This is a genomic window from Stenotrophomonas sp. Br8, assembly GCF_014763005.1.
GTDB lineage: Bacteria > Pseudomonadota > Gammaproteobacteria > Xanthomonadales > Xanthomonadaceae > Stenotrophomonas > Stenotrophomonas lactitubi.
In genome coordinates, this window is the sequence record NZ_JACGTN010000004.1 from 158,178 (window position 1) to 175,889 (window position 17,712).

At 68.0% G+C, this 17,712-nt stretch carries 14 protein-coding genes; 5 read left to right on the forward strand and 9 right to left on the reverse strand.

Translation table 11 applies throughout. The annotated features are described in order from the left end of the window. The first annotated feature begins 40 nt into the window (after positions 1-40). The 3 genes from aroE to dinG all read left to right on the forward strand — a co-directional run bounded on the left by aroE (position 41) and on the right by dinG (position 3,495). The gene (gene aroE / locus H3005_RS04610; protein WP_191077642.1) at positions 41-886 is read left to right on the forward strand and encodes a shikimate dehydrogenase; all 846 of its coding nucleotides are present in this window, start codon (positions 41-43) and stop codon (positions 884-886) included. A gap of 3 nt (positions 887-889) precedes the next feature. Next, complete coding sequence (locus H3005_RS04615; RefSeq protein ID WP_108265742.1) at positions 890-1,240, forward strand: hypothetical protein; 351 nt, start codon at positions 890-892, stop codon at positions 1,238-1,240. Between the two features lie 152 nt (positions 1,241-1,392). Continuing rightward, complete coding sequence (gene dinG / locus H3005_RS04620; protein ID WP_108265743.1) at positions 1,393-3,495, forward strand: ATP-dependent DNA helicase DinG; 2,103 nt, start codon at positions 1,393-1,395, stop codon at positions 3,493-3,495. Positions 3,496-3,570: 75 nt separating this feature from the next. On the opposite strand, the gene ilvD is transcribed toward dinG, so the two are convergent. Further along, positions 3,571-5,409, reverse strand: coding sequence for a dihydroxy-acid dehydratase (ilvD, locus tag H3005_RS04625; RefSeq protein ID WP_191077643.1), 1,839 nt, complete (start codon positions 5,407-5,409; stop codon positions 3,571-3,573). Between the two features lie 492 nt (positions 5,410-5,901). Here ilvD and H3005_RS04630 point away from each other — a divergent pair, with 492 nt between their 5' ends. Both H3005_RS04630 and H3005_RS04635 read left to right on the forward strand, forming a co-directional pair. Further along, entirely contained in the window at positions 5,902-6,471 is a 570-nt protein-coding gene (locus tag H3005_RS04630; protein ID WP_089237645.1) for a DUF1190 domain-containing protein, read from the forward strand. A gap of 7 nt (positions 6,472-6,478) precedes the next feature. After that, positions 6,479-7,657 carry a glutathionylspermidine synthase family protein gene (locus tag H3005_RS04635; RefSeq protein WP_100553944.1) on the forward strand — a complete coding sequence of 393 codons (1,179 nt, stop codon included), beginning with the start codon at positions 6,479-6,481 and terminating at the stop codon, positions 7,655-7,657. 142 nt (positions 7,658-7,799) lie between these two features. Here the strand turns inward: H3005_RS04635 and H3005_RS04640 are convergent, their stop codons facing one another. The 8 genes from H3005_RS04640 to mnmG all read right to left on the reverse strand — a co-directional run bounded on the left by H3005_RS04640 (position 7,800) and on the right by mnmG (position 17,277). After that, on the reverse strand, positions 7,800-9,098 hold the full coding sequence (locus tag H3005_RS04640; protein ID WP_100553943.1) for a DUF58 domain-containing protein: 1,299 nt from the start codon (positions 9,096-9,098) through the stop codon (positions 7,800-7,802). Further along, positions 9,095-10,081 carry a MoxR family ATPase gene (locus H3005_RS04645; protein ID WP_100553942.1) on the reverse strand — a complete coding sequence of 329 codons (987 nt, stop codon included), beginning with the start codon at positions 10,079-10,081 and terminating at the stop codon, positions 9,095-9,097. The genes H3005_RS04640 and H3005_RS04645 overlap by 4 nt, the downstream gene beginning before the upstream one ends. Beyond that, positions 10,078-11,262 (reverse strand): DUF4350 domain-containing protein, encoded by a 1,185-nt coding sequence (locus tag H3005_RS04650; RefSeq protein ID WP_100553941.1) that lies wholly within the window; start codon positions 11,260-11,262, stop codon positions 10,078-10,080. The genes H3005_RS04645 and H3005_RS04650 overlap by 4 nt, the downstream gene beginning before the upstream one ends. Further along, positions 11,259-12,884 carry a DUF4129 domain-containing protein gene (locus H3005_RS04655; RefSeq protein ID WP_100553940.1) on the reverse strand — a complete coding sequence of 542 codons (1,626 nt, stop codon included), beginning with the start codon at positions 12,882-12,884 and terminating at the stop codon, positions 11,259-11,261. The genes H3005_RS04650 and H3005_RS04655 overlap by 4 nt, the downstream gene beginning before the upstream one ends. Continuing rightward, positions 12,874-13,866, reverse strand: a complete 993-nt coding sequence (locus H3005_RS04660) for a stage II sporulation protein M (protein ID WP_191077644.1) — start codon at positions 13,864-13,866, stop codon at positions 12,874-12,876. Before H3005_RS04660 ends, H3005_RS04655 begins: the two co-directional genes overlap by 11 nt. Next, positions 13,863-14,552 (reverse strand): RDD family protein, encoded by a 690-nt coding sequence (locus tag H3005_RS04665; protein ID WP_089237631.1) that lies wholly within the window; start codon positions 14,550-14,552, stop codon positions 13,863-13,865. Before H3005_RS04665 ends, H3005_RS04660 begins: the two co-directional genes overlap by 4 nt. A gap of 124 nt (positions 14,553-14,676) precedes the next feature. After that, positions 14,677-15,207 (reverse strand): gamma carbonic anhydrase family protein, encoded by a 531-nt coding sequence (locus H3005_RS04670; RefSeq protein WP_099819819.1) that lies wholly within the window; start codon positions 15,205-15,207, stop codon positions 14,677-14,679. 180 nt (positions 15,208-15,387) lie between these two features. Then, positions 15,388-17,277, reverse strand: coding sequence for a tRNA uridine-5-carboxymethylaminomethyl(34) synthesis enzyme MnmG (gene mnmG, locus H3005_RS04675; RefSeq protein ID WP_191077645.1), 1,890 nt, complete (start codon positions 17,275-17,277; stop codon positions 15,388-15,390). Between the last annotated feature and the right edge of the window lie 435 nt (positions 17,278-17,712).

Consider the following 17,712-nt stretch of genomic DNA (forward strand, 5'->3'; position numbering starts at 1 on the left):
ATGCACGAAAGAGCACCAGTCTAGCCAGCTTGAGGATTCCATGACCGATCGTTACGCCGTCTTCGGACACCCCGTCGCCCACTCGAAGTCGCCGCAGATCCATGCTGCGTTCGGTCGCCAGGAAGGCATCTCCCTCGACTACCGCAGCATCGATCTCCCCCCGGACGCATTCCTGGCCGGGCTGGAGGCGTTCGCCTCCGAGGGCGGTGTCGGTGCCAACGTCACCTCACCGCACAAGGAAGCAGCGTTCTCGGTGTGCACCACGCTGACCGCACGCGCGCGCCGCGCCGGCTCGGTCAACACCCTGCTGCGCAAGGGCGACCGCTGGCACGGTGACACCACCGATGGCATCGGTCTGGTGCGCGACCTCACCGACCGCCACGGCCTGGACCTGCGCGGCCGCCGCGTGCTGCTGCTGGGCGCCGGTGGTTCGGCGCGCAGCGTTGCGCCGGCGCTGCTGGATGCCGGCATCACCGAACTGGTGGTGGTCAACCGCACGCCGGAACGCGCCGACGAACTGATCGATGCCATGGGCGAGCCGGGCCGCGCGCTCAGCCGTTACTGGGACGATCTGCGCGACCTCGGAGATTTCGAGCTGATCCTCAACGCCACTTCGGCCGGCCGCGATCGCGACGCCGAGTTCAAGCTGCCGCTGTCGCTGGTCAATTCGATGACCACGGCGGTCGACCTGAACTACGGCGAGGCTGCCATTGCCTTCCTGGCCTGGGCGCGCGCCGCGCAGTGCCGCAACACGGTCGATGGCCTGGGCATGCTGGTCGAGCAGGCGGCCGAGAGCTTCCTGCAGTGGCACGCCGTACGCCCGCAGACCGACGCGGTCTACCAGCAGCTGCGCGCCGGTGCCGGTGCCTTCGCTGGGCAGGACTGATCGATGGACAGCCAGGCTCTGATGGTCTCCCTGCTGACCATGGTCGGCGTGCGCCTGCCGGTGCTGATCGCCCTGTGCGTCGGCCTGGTCTGGGTGATGGGCGCGCCGCGCGATCCGGCACGCACCGGCGCGCTGACCGGCCTGCTGCTGTTGCTGGCGTCCAGCATGGGCAGCCTGCTGGCCAACCTGGTGCCGATGTGGATGGTCAGCAAGGGTGACTTCAGTGCGATCTCGCAGCTGAGCACCGTGCTGGGCGTGGTCCACTTCGGCCTGGCGATGCTCGATGCCGTCGGCACGGTCCTGCTGGTCTGGGCATTGGTACGGCTGCTGCGGCAGCGCGCTGCGACGCCCTGACCCCGATGGTGGCCTTGGCCGCGTCGGTGGCGTTGCGGGGCGCTCATCCAGCCATGGCGCGACGCTGCTGACCCCGTTCAGCGCCCGCGCATCGGAGCCCGTGGCCGGCCATGCGACAATGGCCGGCCTGACCCCGCTACGGTAGTTCTGGCGTGACCGAAACCGTCGCCGCCCCACGCAAGCTCGATGACACCTTGAAGGACGCGATCCGCAAGGCGTACACGACGCTGCAGGCCAATACCCCCGGCTTCTCCACCCGCCGCTCGCAGAGCCAGATGATCGGCGTGGTGTCGCGTGCGCTGTCCACCAGCGGTGGCGTGGGCGTGGTCGAGGCGCCGACCGGCGTGGGCAAGAGCCTGGGCTACCTGACCGCCGGCGTGCCGATTGCCCTGGCCAGCAAGAAGAAGCTGGTGATCAGCACCGGTACCGTGGCGCTGCAGTCGCAGCTGGTCGAGCGCGATATCCCGAACTTCCTCAAGGCAACCGGCCTGGAGGCGACCATCGCACTGGCCAAGGGCCGTACCCGCTACCTGTGCACGCGCAACGCCGCCGAGGCGCATGGCGAGGGCGCGCAGAACGGCATGTTCGACGACGAGCAGCCGCTGTTCGACCGCCCGCTGGCGCCGATCGAGATGGACATCGCCAAGCGCCTCACCGTGGCCTTCAGCAACGGCAGCTGGGACGGCGACATCGACAACGCACCGGAAACCATCAGCCCCGGTCTGCGCGGGCGCATCACCACGCCGGCCTCGGGCTGTGCGGGGCGGCGCTGTGCGTACTCGGCGCAGTGCGCGGTGCTGCGTTCGCGCAACACCGTGCGTGACGCGCAGATCGTGGTCACCAACCACGCGCTGCTGCTGTCGGCGCTGTCCATTGGTGACAGCGACAACGGCCAGCCGATGATCGCCGCGCCGTCGGACATGCTGCTGGTGCTCGACGAAGGCCACCACGTTGGCAATGTGGCCATCGATCAGGGTGCGGCCAGCCTGGCGTTGGATGAAATGGCCAAGCGCACCGGCCGCCTGCAGATCCTGATTGCCGGCGCCTACCGCGCGGTCGACAAGGACCGCCTCGGCAACCTGCTGCCGAACGAAGCCATCGACGCGGCCAGCAACGTGGCCAAGGGCCTGCGCATGTTCCGCGACCACGTGGAAGCGGTGTGGATGCCGGCGCCGGCCGATGAGGAACCAATGTGGCGCGCGGCCAACGGGCGCCTGCCCGAGGCCTGGCGCGAGCCGATCGAGGCGCTGGCCGACGATACCCGCAGCCTCTACAACTGGGCGCATGCGGCCACCGCGCAGGTTGCCAAGGGCAAGCCGGACGATCCGGCGCGCGAGCGCCTGCAGCGCAACCTGGGCATGGCGCTGGAGATGATCGAGCAGCAGTACAACCTGTGGCAGGTCTGGCGCCGCGAGGACAAGGAAGGCGCGCCGCCGATGGCGCGCTGGGTGACCGCCACCCGCGATGGCGACCTGGTGCTGCATGGCTCGCCGGTGTCGGCCGCGCACGTGCTGCGCAAGCTGTTGTGGGATGAAGTGGATTCGGTGGTGCTGACCTCGGCGACGCTGACCGGCGGCGGCGATTTCCAGGCGCTGGCGATCGACAACGGCATCCCCGAAACCGCCGAGATGGTCTCACTGTCCTCCCCGTTCGACCTGCCCAACCAGGCCGAGCTGATCGTGCCGCCGTTCCCGGTCACGCCCGATGACCGCGAAGGCCATCCGCGTGAAGTGGCGCGCTACATCGGCAAGGAACTGGACTGGACGAAGGGCTCGATGGTGCTGTTCACCTCGCGCTGGAAGATGGAGAAGGTGGCTGGCCTGATGCCGGCCGCCAAGCGCAAGCAGGTGCTGGTGCAGGGCGAGATGTCGAAGACGCGCATGATCGACGAACATCTGCGCCGGGTGGCTGCCGGCGAGGGCTCGGTGCTGTTCGGGCTGAACTCGTTCGGCGAAGGCCTGGATCTTCCCGGTGAGGCCTGCACCACGGTGGTGATCACCCAGGTACCGTTCGCGGTGCCGACCGATCCGCAGACCGCCACGCTGAGCGAGTGGGTGGAAGCACGTGGCCTCAATGCGTTCAACCTGATTGCGATTCCGCATGCGTTGCGCACGCTGACCCAGTTCGCCGGCCGCCTGATCCGCACCTCCACCGACACCGGGCGCGTGATCATCCTCGACTCGCGTCTGCTGACCCGTCGTTACGGCAAGCGCATCATCGACGCGCTGCCGCCGTTCAAGCGCACCATCGGCTGACCCTCCTAAAAGGGGACGGAGGGGATTAAGTCGTTTGTGGCACTTACGACTTAATTCCCTCCGTCCCCTTTTCTGTCAATCACCGAGCAGGGCGGTGTTGCGCACGGCGCCCTTGTCGGCGCTGGTGGCAAGTAGGGCGTAGGCCTTCAGCGCGCTGGTGACCTTGCGCGGGCGCGGTGCACGCGGCTTCCAGCCACGTGCATCGGCGTCGGCGCGGCGCTGGGCCAGCGTGGCGTCGTCCAGCAGCAGGTCGATGCGCCGCGCCGGGATGTCGATGCGGATGCGGTCGCCATCCTCCACCAGCCCGATCACACCGCCGCTGGCCGCTTCCGGCGAGACATGGCCGATCGACAGGCCCGAGGTGCCACCGGAGAAACGACCATCGGTCAGCAGCGCACATTGCTTGCCCAGCCCCTTCGACTTCAGGTAACTGGTCGGATACAGCATTTCCTGCATGCCCGGGCCACCCTTCGGGCCTTCGTAGCGGATCACCACCACGTCGCCGGGCTTCACTTCATCGGCGAGGATGCCGGCCACCGCCGCGTCCTGGCTTTCGAACACGCGCGCATTGCCTTCGAACACGTGGATCGATTCGTCCACGCCCGCAGTCTTCACCACGCAGCCGTCAACGGCAAGGTTGCCGCGCAGCACGGCCAGCCCACCTTCCTGCGAATAGGCATGCTCCAGCGCACGGATGCAGCCCTCGGCGCGGTCAACATCCAGCGACGGCCAGCGCGTGGCCTGGCTGAAGGCTTCCTGGGTGGGAATGCCGGCCGGGCCGGCCTTGAAGAACGTGTGCAGGGTGTCGTTGTCGCTGCGCATCACGTCCCAGCGATCCAGTGCTTCACCGAGCGTGCTGCTGTGCACGGTAGGCACGGACGTATCCAGCAACCCGGCGCGGTCCAGCTCACCGAGGATGCCGAACACACCACCGGCGCGATGCACATCTTCGACGTGGTACCTGGGCGAGTTCGGCGCCACCTTGCACAGTTGTGGCACGCGCCGCGACAGTGCGTCGATGTGGGACAGGTCGAAGTCGACCTCCGCTTCCTGCGCGGCAGCCAGCAGGTGCAGGATGGTGTTGGTGGAGCCGCCCATGGCGATGTCCAGGGTCATCGCGTTGGCGAACGCGGCCTGGGTGGCGATGCCACGCGGCAGTGCGCGCGGATCCTCGCCGCCATACCAGCGGTGGCAGAGCTCGACGATCAGGCGGCCGGCACGGCGGAACAGCGCTTCGCGGTCGGCATGCGTGGCCAGAGTGGTGCCGTTGCCGGGCAGCGACAGACCCAGCGCTTCGGTCAGGCAGTTCATCGAATTGGCGGTGAACATGCCCGAGCACGAGCCACAGGTGGGGCAGGCGCTGCGCTCGTACTCGGCAACCTTCTCATCCGAGGCGCTGTCATCGGCGGCGACGACCATGGCATCAACCAGGTCCAGCTTGTGCTCGGACAGCTTGGTCTTGCCGGCTTCCATCGGTCCGCCGGACACGAACACCACCGGAATGTCCAGGCGCAGTGCGGCCATCAGCATGCCGGGGGTGATCTTGTCGCAGTTGCTGATGCACACCAGCGCATCGGCGCAGTGCGCATTGACCATGTACTCCACCGAGTCGGCAATGATCTCGCGGCTGGGCAGCGAGTACAGCATGCCGTCGTGGCCCATGGCGATGCCGTCGTCCACGGCGATCGTGTTGAATTCCTTGGCGACGCCGCCGACCTGTTCGATTTCGTGCGCGACCAGCTGGCCAAGGTCCTTCAGGTGCACGTGACCGGGCACGAACTGGGTGAAGGAGTTGGCGATGGCGATGATCGGCTTGTGGAAGTCGCCATCCTTCATGCCGGTGGCACGCCACAGGGCGCGGGCGCCGGCCATGTTGCGGCCGGCGGTGGAGGTGCGGGAGCGGTATTCAGGCATGGCTGGCGGAACGGGCGGGCCGTACGACGTTGGGGTCGGTTGATGATGGCGGAGTTTTTCGGTTGCTGCTGCAACCACCGGAGGTGGTCCGGCAGGGCTGCGCCCTGCACCTGCCGAATCAACGGCAACGGCGTGCATTCCGTGGGATGGCGGGGTGGGTCCGGTGGCGGGGGACGCCGTAAACCCGTCCTTGGGGGCTTGGCCGCGGCATCCATGCCGCGGACACCCCCGCCACCGGACCCACCCCGCCTTCGACAGTTGTCCGCGATCTGACAGGGTCGGATCCCGTTGCTGCACAGTGGGCTCTGACCCGATTCTTGCTGTTGGTAGGTGTCGACCTTGGTCGACACGTGTATCCACGCCATGCGTGGATGGCGCGAGGGAGAGAACGACGAAAATGAAAGATCGTTCATCTTTCCCACTTTGCCGATTCCGGTTGTTGGCCGGGATTTGGCATGATGGGGCATTGTTCCGACTTGAAGGCATGAGGCCATGAAACGTTCCCGCACCACCGCGCTGCTGCTGATGAGCGCTGCGCCGCTGCTGTTCACTGCCTGCCAGAAGGAAGAGCAGGTGCAGGTGCAGGAAGGCCTGTATACCTCGGTGGAGGCCTGCACCACGGCTACCGCCGATCCTTCTGCCTGCCGCAATGCATTTGCCGAGGCGCAGAAGAAGTCCGCCGATGCAGCGCCGAAGTACGCGACCAAGGAAGCCTGCCAACAGGACTACAAGCCTGAGCAGTGCGTGCAGCAGCACACCTCGGCCGGTACCTCGTTCATCGGCCCGATGATGATGGGCTTCTTCATGTCGCAGATGCTGAGCAACCGCGGTGGCCTGGCCCCGCAGGCGCCGGCGTCGGCGCCGGCCTACCAGGACAAGAGCGCCGGCTGGGCGCGTCCTGCCCCGGGTGGCAGCGGCGGCCTGAACACCGCCAGCGGCATCGGCGCGGGCAAGGCCGGGCTGGCCCCGGTCAGCAGCGAACCGAACCGTGCGGTGACCGCCAGCCGCAGCGGCTTCGGCAGCACCAGTGCGCGCCGTAGCGGCAGCAGCGTCGGCGGCTGATCAATCCATGCAACGTATCCGTATTGCCGAGCGCGCCCAGTGGCGGGCGCGCGCGGAGGAAGCCGGTTTCCGCTTCCACACCATCGAAGGCCAGCCGTACTGGGATGAAAGCGCGTATTACGCGTTCACCCTGCGCCAGATCGAACAGGACATCGAAGACCCCAGCGCCGAGCTGCATGCGATGGCGATGGACCTGGTTGGCGATGTCATCGGCAGCGAGCGCCTGATGGACCAGCTGGCGATCCCCGCGCATTACCGCGACTGGATCGCCGACAGCTGGCGCCAGCGCCAGCCGCATCTGTACGGGCGCCTGGATCTGGCCTACGACGGCACCGGCCCGGCCAAGCTGTACGAGCTGAACTACGACACGCCGACCTCGCTGTTCGAAGCCAGCTTCTTCCAGTGGCAGTGGCTGGAGGACCAGCGCAATGCCGGCCGCCTGCCGCAGCATGCCGACCAGTTCAATGCGATCCATGAAGCCCTGGTCGAACGCTTCGGCGAACTGGCCACGCAGCTGCCGCCGCCGCTGTACTTCAGTGCGGTGGGCAGCTCGGACGAAGACCGCGGTACGGTCGATTACCTGCGCGACTGCGCCTCGCAGACGGGCCTGCACGGGCAAGCGATCGCCATCGAGGATATCGGCCTGTCCCAAGATGGGCGCTTCACCGCGCTGGACGATACGGTGATCGGCACGCTGTTCAAGCTGTACCCGCTGGAAGACCTGATGGCCGAGGAATTCGGCCGCGCGCTGCCGGGCTCGGGCGTGCAGCTGCTGGAACCGGCGTGGAAGGCGGTGCTGAGCAACAAGGGCATCCTGCCGTTGCTGTGGCAGCGCAACGTTGGGCATCCGAACCTGCTGGAAGCACATTTCGATGACGGCAGCGCGCTGGCCTCGGGTTGGGTGCGCAAGCCGTTGTTCTCGCGCGAAGGTGCCAACATCGAGATGCACCTGGCCGACGGCAGCACGCAGCGCAGCGACGGCCCGTACGACGGTCCGGCCATCCTCCAGCGTGCGCACCCGCTCACCCGCTTCGAAGGCGGTTACCCGCTGATCGGCAGCTGGGTGATCGGCGACCACGCCTGCGGCATAGGCATCCGCGAAGACGACAGCGCGATCACCCGCGACAGCGCGCGCTTCGTGCCGCACGCGATCGTTGATGAGGCGCCGACGCGGATCTACGTCTGATGGCGTCCCCGGTGTGCAGCAACGCCGTTGGTAGATGCCGACCTTGGTCGGCGCCGTTGATTGTGTGCCAACCGAGGTTGGCAACTACCAGAGCAACGGGCCGGTAGCGCCGGGCCATGCCCGGTGTCCACGGCGCTACCGCTCAGAGCAACCCTTCGCGCTTCACCGCCAGGTAGCGTTCCACCAGCGCGGCGGGCAGCGCATCTGCGGTCACATCCAGCACCATCACCCGTTCGGCACGCAGCGCGTCATGCGCCTGCGCGCGCTGTTGCAGGTACAGCGCGGCGGCACCGGCCTGCGCGGCATCCTCGACCGTATGCACCTCGCCCTCCAGCGCGGCATCCAGCTCGCGCTCGCGCAGGCTGGCCACGCACACCAGGTGGCGGCGCTGCAGCAGGCGCACGGCAGCAAGCAGGTCTTCGATGTCTTCATCGCGCACGTTGCTGACCAGCATCACCAGCGCGCGTCGACGCTGGCGCAGTGATACTTCGGTGGCGGCGGCCAGGTAATCGGTGGCCACGGCCTGTGGCTGCAGGTCGTAGCTGGCGCGCAACAGGTGCTGCACCGTGCCCATGCCGCGCTGCGGCGCCACCCAGCGGCGCTCGCCGCCCACCGCGAACAGGCCGGCGGCATCGCCCTGGCGCAGCGCCAGGTAAGCCACCACCAGCGAGGCGTTCAAGGCATGGTCGAAATGCGAGAGCCCGCCTTCGCTGGCCAGCATGCGGCGGCCGCTGTCGAGCATCAGCAGCAGCTGCTGGTTCTTCTCGTCCTGGTACTCGCGCGAGATCAGCTTGCGCGCGCGTGCGGTGGCCTTCCAGTCGAGCTGGCGCAGGCTGTCGCCGATGCGGTACTCGCGCATCTGGTGGAAGTCGGTGCCCTCGCCACGCCGCCGTTTCACATGGGCGCCCACCAGGCGTGAGGCCTGGTCGGCACTGAACAGTGCGAAGCGGGTGAGCGGCACGAAGTTGGGATAGACCCGTACCTCCAGCGCCGGTGGCAGCGTGCGTTGCTGCCACCACAATCGCCACGGCGAGCGGATGCGCAGCTGCACACCCTCGAAGGCAAAGCGGCCGCGCTGCTGCGGCTGCACGTGGTAATGCAGCGAGCTGACATGGCCGGCCCGCAACTGCACGCGCTGCGGCATTGATTCCAGTGGCCAACCGCCCGGCACCAGATCGAACACATGCACGTGCATGGCCTGTTCGCTATGCAGGCGCAGGCCGATCTCGCGACGCACGCCCAGTGCCAGCGCTTCGGGCGCGTCGCGTTCGACGCTGGGCGACGGCCGTCGCCGTTGTCGCCACAGATCAACCAGTGCCAGCACCGCAATCAATGCGCCGGCCAGCGCCCAGCTCCAGCGCGGCAGCGGGCCGCCCAGCACCACGCCACCCAGCACAGCCCAGGCCAACAGCAACGCCAGCAGCAGCGGCGCAGGCCTCATCGGCGCGGCGCTTCGACCTTGGCCAGCAGCGCACCCAGTACGTCGTCGGCATCCTGGCCTTCGATCTGCAGCTCTGGTGCCAGTGCAATGCGGTGGCGCAGGGCAGGGCGGGCGATGTCGCGGACATCATCGGGGGTGACGAAATCACGCGCGGCCAGCACCGCCTGCGCGCGCGAGGCACGTACCAGGGCGATGCTGCCGCGCGGTCCGGCACCAACGGCGATGCCGGGCCACTGCCGGGTGGCGGCCACGATGCGCACCGCGTAGTCGATCACTTCGTCATCGACGGTGATCGCCGCGGTGGCCTGCTGCAACGCCAACAGTTCACCGGCACCGAGTACGCGCGGCACCTGGCTCAGGTCGAAATCGCTGGCGGCACGGCCGCTGGTGATCGCCGCGACCATGCGCTTCTCGTCTTCCAGCTGCGGATAGTCGATCAGCACCTTCAGCAGGAAACGGTCCAGCTGCGCTTCCGGCAGCGGATAGGTGCCTTCCTGTTCCAGCGGGTTCTGCGTGGCCAGCGCCATGAACGGCGGCGCCAGGGTGAAGGCCTTGCCTTCGATGGTGACCTGGCCCTCCTGCATCACTTCCAGCAGCGCGGACTGGGTCTTGGCCGGGGCACGGTTGATTTCATCGGCCAGCAGCAGGTTGGTGAACACCGGGCCACGGCGGATCTTGAAGCTCTCGCTCTTCGGGTCGTACACCGCATGCCCGCTGACGTCGCTGGGCATCAGGTCGGGGGTGAACTGCACGCGGCCATAGTCCAGTTCCAGCGCCTGCGCCAGCGCGCGCACCAGCAGGGTCTTGCCGAGGCCGGGCACGCCTTCGATCAGCACGTGGCCACCGGCCAGCAGGGCGACCAGGATCTGGTCAAGCACATCGGCCTGGCCGATGAAGGCGTGGCCGACGGCCTGGCGGATGGCGTCGACGCGTTCGATCAGGCGGGCGGTGGCGGCCGCCGGAAGTTCAGGGGCATCGGTCATAGCAGGGATCTCATCTGGAGCAGCAAGCGGATGCGCTCGCGCAGGGCGGAGGAATCATGCGGCGAAGGCGGCGTGAGTGCGCTGGTGACACGACTGACCGGCCATTGCAGCACTGCGGCGATGGCCTGGTCACGCGCGGCACCGTCGAGCGCGGCAGCCACGGGTGCACGCAGGCGCAGGCGATGCAGGAACAGCGCCTGCACGGCCTGGTAAAGACGCGCGCCATGGCCGAAGCGCAGCAGCAGTTCGCCACTGGCGCGGACGTGTTCCAGCAGCGAACGGCGCTCGATCACCGGTGCTGGCAGGGCACTGCCGAAGCGTTGCGCACGCGACCACAGCCAGCCGAGGATCGCCAGCAGCAGCGGCACCCACAGTGGCCAGCCCTGGTAGAAGATGCGCGCGCCCAGCGAGGGCGGGCGACTGCCGTACACCAGCCAGACCGTGCCCCGCCCATAGTTGGGATCGAGCAGGTAGCGCGTCAGGTCGCGGTGCGAGAGGTCATGCAGGCCATCGCGGGCGACGGCATCGACTGTGCGGCGGCGCGTTGATGCGTTCGGTCCTTCACCACGCATGACGTCCATGTCCGCCAGCACGTCGATGCGGCCCTTGCCGTGCGGCAGGCGCGCGAACACCAGCCCTTCGTTGCCGCCCCACCGGCGCTCGGCCGTGGCGTTGGCCTGGAAGCCCAGGCTGAAGCGCCGGCCGCCGCAGAACTCGACGTGGCTCGGATCATCGACCACGTGGAAGGGCTGGCAGTCGCTGCCATGGAACAGGCTGTCCACGCCGATCCTGTCCAGCAATGGCCCCTGCGTGCTGCCGGCATCGTCCTCGGCCGGAGGTTGCGTGCGCAGCAGCAGATGGCCACCGGTATCCACCCAATCCAGCAGGGCCTGCGCAGTGCGCGGCGGCATGTCGGCGGTGTCCTGCAGCAGCACCAGCGTATCGGTGGCGGCCAGTGGCATCTGTGCCAGGTCCAACCGCTGCCTGGACTGCACCTCGATGCCGTCGGCGCGCAGGGCCTGGCCCAGCACATACAGCGGGTTGTAGCTCGCTTCGCCCTGCGGCGGCAGCACGACGGTCTCGGTCACCTTTTCGTGCGTGCGCAGGAAAAGGATCGTCAGCGGTACCCCGAACAGGACCAGCGCGCCCAGCAGCAATGACCAGAACAGGCGCGGATTCATGCCTGCCACCCGTACTGCTGGCGCAACGTGCTGGCCAACGCGTCGAAATCGCTGCGGGCAGGCAGGCGCCCACCGTAGGCGGCGTACTGCCACATGCGCACGATGCGCGCGAACAGTTCACGGTCGGTGCTGTCGGTCAGACGCCGCGAGGCACGCAGGCACTGTGCTTCGGTCGCACCAGGCGGCAAAGCGATGCCGGTGCGCTCCACCAGCGTGCGTACGCTGGCGCGATACAACAGGGCCAGCGCCTGCCGCGGTCGTCCCTGGTCCCACAGCAGGCCGGCCTGGGTCGCCACATCCGGCGGCAGCACCACCGGCATTTCCACCTGTTCTTCAGTGACCTGCGGTGCCTGCTTTTCTTTGCGGCGGCCGGAACCGCGCAACCACGGCAGCCACAGCCGCGCGGTCAACAGCAGCACCAGCAGCAGGACACCCAGCAGCCCCCACAGGCCCCATTCGGCGATCCGGGCCAGCCACAGCTGGCCGCTCTTGCGCGCCTTGCGGTCTGCGTCGCTGCCGCTGTCCTTCTGCAGATCCTTCTTGTCTTTCTTCTTCTCGGCCGCTTCTTCGATCGGCTTCCATCGGCTGACCTGCCGCGTCGGCCGCTGCAACGGATCTTCGTAAGCGCGGTTCACGGCCTGGCGGAAGCCAGCGGTATCCATCGCCTTGTCGCCGAAGATCACCGCCGGTGTATTGGCCGGATCGTTTTCCGCAGTGGCTGCTTCCTCGGCTTCTTCAGCGTCTTCGTCTTCCTCGGCGCTGGCCGTGGCGGTCTGCCCGGCGTCCGGCGTGTCGGCGTCCTGCGCGTGCGCGGGCGCCAACGGCAGCGCCAGGGACAGCAGCAGCACCAACGAAGAGGCGATGGGCAGCAAGCGTTCGCGCAGGCGGCGCAGGGCGATTTCCACGTCCCACGCTTCCATCTGCGTGCGCCGGTTCAAGTACAGGCCGAAGCCGGCGCCCACGTAGAACGGGCCGATCAGCGCCGCTGCCAGCCAGCACAGCAGGTTGAGGCCAAGCTTGGCCCACGCAGGCGCTTCCACGCTGACCATCGCCCACGCCGCGCGCCAGGATTCGGGCAGCAGTTCCAGGGGAATGAAGATGAAGATGGTTGCGATCGCGCCCACCACCAGCACCAGCTCGAAGGCCAGGCAGATCATCGCCAGCACCAGTGCAGGGCCTGCGGCGCCGGCAGCGACCGCTCGCCGGCGAGCACCGCGCTGTGCGGGCGCATTGCCCTCCAGCAGGTTGACCGGCAGGCACAGGCTGCGCAGACCGCTGAAGCGGCGCCAGCCCAGGTAGCCCCAGAAGCCACTGCCACCCCACTGCCGCTGCGCGCGCAGTGCAGCGCGCGGACCGACCCGCTCGCCGAAGATGCCGCGCGAAAGTACGTACAGCGGTGCGCGCTCGAACAAGGGCTTGCACCACCACATCGCCAGCCAGGCCCAGCCGAAGGCATCCAGCCACCAGGCCAGCGCATTGAACAGCACGAACAACGGCGCACTGGCCAGCAGCCAGCTGCCCCACACACCGCGTGCATGGCGGCGGGTCAGCGCGGTGCCCAGCTCCATTGCTTCCCAGCTGCTGCGCGCGCGCAGCACCACGTCCAGGTGGTCAATCCGCATGGCTGCCTCCGCGTCCACCGCGCCACAGCCACAGCAGCACGCCGGCCCACAGCACACCGGCCACGCTGAACTTCACTGCAGCCGGGATTTCGGCGATGGACGACCAGAACGCTTCCACGAACGCTGCCAGCAGCAGCATGAAGGCCGCGCCCAGGCACAGCCGCGCGCCGATGCGCCCCCCTTCAACCAGCGCATCCAGACGGCGGCGGCGCCCGGGCGCCAGCAGTTTCATGCCCAGCTGCAGGCCGGCACCGCCAGCGATCACGATCGCGGTCAGCTCGAACGCACCATGGCCGACCACGAAGCGCCAGAACGGGCCACCGTGGCCGATGTGCTGCAGATGGCCGGCCACCGCGCCGATGGTGATGCCGTTGAACAACAGCACCAGCAGCGTGCCCAATCCGGCCAGCAGGCCGCTGGCGAAGGTGCGCAGGGCGATGCCGATGTTGTTCATGATGTAGTAGCCGAACATCATCCAGTCGGTGCCGCTGTCGCGGCCCAGGCGCTCGGCGGATGGATCGTACATGCGTTCCATCTCGGCGATCTGGCTGTTGTCCATCAGCAGGTGGATGCTGTCCGGGTACACCTGCACCAGCACGAAGCAGGCCAGCGCGGGCACCGCGAACATCGCCAGCGCCGCCCACATGCTGCGCGCCTGGCTGCGTACCAGCAGCGGGAAATCAGCGACCAGGAATTCCAGTGCGCGCCGCCAGCGGGTGGGTGGCGTGCGGTACAGCACGCCATGGCCGTCCTGCATCAGCTGCTGCAGACGCTGCACCAGCTGCGGGCTGTAGCCGCGTTCGCGGGCCAGCGCCAGCTGCTGGCACAGCCGTCGGTAGCGCTGTGGGAAGCTGACATCGCCGGCCTCCTCTGCACCCGGCTTGCGCCGACGCCGACGCGAGGCACCGGCGCGATGCTGCAGCCACTGCTCCAGGTCATGCCATTCCTGTTGATGGCGGGCGACGAACTGTTCCTGCTTCATCGTCGACCCAGCAACCAGTTGGCCATCGCATACAGGCGCAGCACGCCGACCTGGCCGGACGCACTGGTCAATGGCTCAGCGATGCCGGCCAGCTCCTGCTGGCGCGCGGGAGACAGGCGTGGCGCGCGCTCGGCGAAGGCCATCACTGCCGCCTGTTCCTCCGGCCGCAGCGGTTGCGGCGGGGCCAGCACGCTGTCGATGGTGGCCGGCGGCGGCAGGTAGTGCGGTGGCGAATGCACCACCATCGTGCCGGCAACCAGATCGCCCAGGCGGCGGCCATGCGGATCGAACAGGCTGCTGATCAGGCCCAGCGCGTAGCCGAAGGGCAGCATGTCCACGGTGCGCAGCAGGTTGCGGGTGATCGAAGCCATCCAGCCCACCGGTGCGCCATCCTGTGCCAGCACCCGCAGGCCAAGAACACGTTTGCCGAGGGTGCGGCCCCACAGCGCTTCGCAGACGATGGGGTAGGCCCACATCAGCAGGAACATCAGCGCCATGTACAGGCCGCGGCCGAACTCATCGAGCAGGGCCAGCGGAATGGACAGCGCGGTCAGCGCGCCGAAGCGGACTGCCAGGTCGATCAGCCAGGCCAGGGCGCGCGGCATCGGTCCGGCCGCAGGCAACTGCAGCGGCACGCCTTCCGGCGTTACCACCTCGCGGTAGGTATCGAGCATCGGCGCGGCCATCAGCGCGATGGCCGCCGAAGTGGGCGCTGGAGTCCTCTCCGGCGTGCAGCCACGGGCATGGGGGTCTCGACGGTTCCTGGTCGGGCCCAGACTTTAGCAGAGCCCGGCCACCGGCGATGCGGCCTCAGCCCAGGTACTCGTCCTTCAGCCGCACGTAGTGGTCGGCCGAATAGTGCAGCGACTCGATCTCCTTGTCGCTGAGCGTGCGCGCCGGACGGGCGGGGTTGCCCACCCACAGTTCGCCTTCGCCCACCACCTTGCCCGGGCCGACCACTGCACCGGCACCGACGAAGCCATGGCGCTCGACCCGGGCACCGTCGAGGATGCACGCGCCCATGCCGATCAGGCTGTAATCGCCGATGCTGCAGGCGTGGATGATGCAGCCATGGCCGACAGTCACGCCTTCGCCGATCAGGGTCGGGTAGCCGGCCTTGTTGTACGGGCTGTGGTGGCTGACGTGGATGATGGTGCCGTCCTGCACGTTGGTGCGTGCACCGATGCGGACGAAATTGACGTCGCCGCGGATGACCGTGCCCGGCCAGACCGACACGTCGTCGGCCAGTTCGACATCACCGATGATGGTGCAGGCCGGATCGACATACACGCGCTGGCCGAGCACCGGCATCTTGTCGCGGAAAGGGCGCAGCGGGGTCATCGGTGTCTCCAGCAGATCAGGGCAATCGCGATGATGATACGCGCTCCGCCGATGCCGACCCCGCGGGCGCCTGCCGCGACCGGGATGCTTCATGCATCCGTGTCGACCAAGGTCGACACCTACCAGAGCGGACCGCGAGTAGATCCACGCCATGCGTGGATGGCATTTGCCGATCCCGCGTTACGCCACGCGTCCGCGCCGCGCGCGCTCCAGGTGCACCAGCAGCAGCGAGATCGCCGCCGGGGTCATGCCCGGAATGCGCTGTGCCTGGCCGATGGTCTGCGGACGAACGCGCTCCAGCTTCTGCAGCGCTTCGGCTGACAACCCGCGCACGATGGCGTAGTCGAAATCGCCGGCAATCGGGGTTGCTTCATGCCGCTGCTGGCGCTCGATCTCCTCGCGCTGGCGATCCAGGTAACCGGCGTACTTCACCCCGATCTCTACCTGTTCGGCCACCTTGCCATCGGCCACGGCGGGGCCGAGCGAGGGCACCTGCATCAGCTGCGCGTAATCCAGTTCCGGGCGCTTGATCAGGTCCAGCACGTTGGTTTCGCGGCTGACTGCCACGCCGAGCGTTTCCTGTACTTCGCGGCCCAGCGCATTGGCCGGGGTCGCCCACAGCGCGCCCAGGCGGGTGCGTTCTGCGGTTACGGCGGCCTGCTTGGTTTCGAAGGCACTCCAGCGATGGTCATCGACCAGGCCCATGTCGCGGCCGGTCGGGGTCAGGCGCTGGTCGGCATTGTCTTCGCGCAGCTGCAGGCGGTATTCGGCGCGGCTGGTGAACATGCGGTACGGCTCGTTGGTGCCGTGGGTGATCAGGTCGTCCACCAGCACGCCGAGGTAGGCTTCGTCGCGACGCGGGCACCAGCCATCCAGGCCACGCACCTGGCGAGCGGCATTGAGGCCGGCCAGCAAGCCCTGCGCGGCCGCTTCTTCGTAACCGGTGGTGCCGTTGATCTGGCCGGCGAAGAACAGGCCGTTGACCAGCTTGGTTTCCAGCGAGGCCTTCAGCCCGCGCGGATCGAAGAAGTCGTATTCGATGGCGTAACCAGGGCGGGTGATGTGCGCGTTGGCGAAACCGCGGATGCTGCGCACCATCTCCAGCTGCACGTCGAACGGCAGCGAAGTGGAAATACCGTTGGGATAGATCTCGACGATGCCCAGGCCTTCCGGCTCGACGAAGATCTGGTGGCTGGCCTTCTCGGCGAAGCGCACCACCTTGTCTTCGATGGACGGGCAGTAGCGCGGGCCGATGCCTTCGATCTGGCCGCTGTACAGCGGCGAGCGGTGCAGCGCGTCGCGGATGATCTGGTGGGTCTGCTCGCTGGTGTGGGTGATCCAGCAGCTGACCTGCTGCGGATGCCCATCCACCGAACCGAGGAAGGACATCACCGGGCGCGGCGTGTCGCCGGGCTGCTCGTCCATCACGCTGTAGTCCAGCGAACGGCCGTCGATGCGCGGCGGCGTGCCGGTCTTCAGGCGGTCCACCTGGAACGGCCGCTCGCGCAGGCGCGCGGCCAGCGTGGTGGCTGGCGGATCGCCCATGCGGCCGGCAGCGTACTGGGTCGGGCCGACATGGATCTTGCCGGCCAGGAAGGTGCCGGCGGTCAGCACCACGGCCTCGGCGTCGAAACGCAGGCCAGTCTGGGTGATGACCCCGCGCACGTGGTCGCCCTCGATGACCAGGTCATCCACCGCCGCCTGGAACACGGTCAGGTTGGCCTGGCCTTCGACGATGGCGCGGATCGCCATGCGGTACAGGTTGCGGTCGGCCTGGCAGCGGGTGGCGCGCACGGCCGGGCCCTTGGAGGCATTGAGCGTGCGCCACTGGATGCCGGCGCGGTCGGCGGCATGCGCCATCGCACCGCCGAGGGCGTCGATTTCCTTGACCAGATGGCCCTTGCCGATGCCGCCGATGGCCGGGTTGCAGCTCATCGCCCCCACCGTTTCGATGTTGTGGGTCAGCAACAGGGTGCGCACGCCGGTACGGGCCGCAGCCAGCGCGGCCTCGGTGCCGGCGTGGCCGCCGCCGATGACGATGACGTCGTAGCGATGGAAGGAATCGATCATGGAGGCTGTTCAGCAAGGGGCAGGCGCGGCCGGGGGGCCGTGCCGGGGTGGCGATTTTAGCGCCAATCGGGGCAGGGACGCCGGCGCCGGTCGGCTGGCGTCGAAATCAAACCTAAAGTTGGCAGGATATTTGCAGATAACCCAATAGCACCCACCGTGGCTGGCGCCGCAGGCGCTGGTGACCGGAATTGGAACAGGGGCCGGTACAGGCGCACGGTGGGGAAGCAGAGGGGCCGGCAGTCGGGGGACTGTCCGGCCCTGTTTTTTTTGGCTTCCGGGAAAGCGTCATCCAAGCATGGCGTGGATCTACTGTCCTGGTGCCCGGGCTGCGACCAGACATGGCGTGAAAACGGCCCCCGCGCGCAGTGTCCAGGTAGATCCACGCCATGCGTGGATGCCGTTGCGGCGTCCCGAACAACAAACGGCCCCGCAGTG

Coding starts and splice junctions, on each gene's coding strand:
- aroE (WP_191077642.1), top strand. CDS start 41: ATGACCGATCGTTACGCCGTCTTCGGACACCCCGTCGCCCACTCGAAG.
- H3005_RS04615 (WP_108265742.1), top strand. CDS start 890: ATGGACAGCCAGGCTCTGATGGTCTCCCTGCTGACCATGGTCGGCGTG.
- ilvD (WP_191077643.1), bottom strand. CDS start 5,409: ATGCCTGAATACCGCTCCCGCACCTCCACCGCCGGCCGCAACATGGCC.
- H3005_RS04630 (WP_089237645.1), top strand. CDS start 5,902: ATGAAACGTTCCCGCACCACCGCGCTGCTGCTGATGAGCGCTGCGCCG.
- H3005_RS04635 (WP_100553944.1), top strand. CDS start 6,479: ATGCAACGTATCCGTATTGCCGAGCGCGCCCAGTGGCGGGCGCGCGCG.
- H3005_RS04640 (WP_100553943.1), bottom strand. CDS start 9,098: ATGAGGCCTGCGCCGCTGCTGCTGGCGTTGCTGTTGGCCTGGGCTGTG.
- H3005_RS04645 (WP_100553942.1), bottom strand. CDS start 10,081: ATGACCGATGCCCCTGAACTTCCGGCGGCCGCCACCGCCCGCCTGATC.
- H3005_RS04650 (WP_100553941.1), bottom strand. CDS start 11,262: ATGAATCCGCGCCTGTTCTGGTCATTGCTGCTGGGCGCGCTGGTCCTG.
- H3005_RS04655 (WP_100553940.1), bottom strand. CDS start 12,884: ATGCGGATTGACCACCTGGACGTGGTGCTGCGCGCGCGCAGCAGCTGG.
- H3005_RS04660 (WP_191077644.1), bottom strand. CDS start 13,866: ATGAAGCAGGAACAGTTCGTCGCCCGCCATCAACAGGAATGGCATGAC.
- H3005_RS04665 (WP_089237631.1), bottom strand. CDS start 14,552: ATGGCCGCGCCGATGCTCGATACCTACCGCGAGGTGGTAACGCCGGAA.
- H3005_RS04670 (WP_099819819.1), bottom strand. CDS start 15,207: ATGACCCCGCTGCGCCCTTTCCGCGACAAGATGCCGGTGCTCGGCCAG.
- mnmG (WP_191077645.1), bottom strand. CDS start 17,277: ATGATCGATTCCTTCCATCGCTACGACGTCATCGTCATCGGCGGCGGC.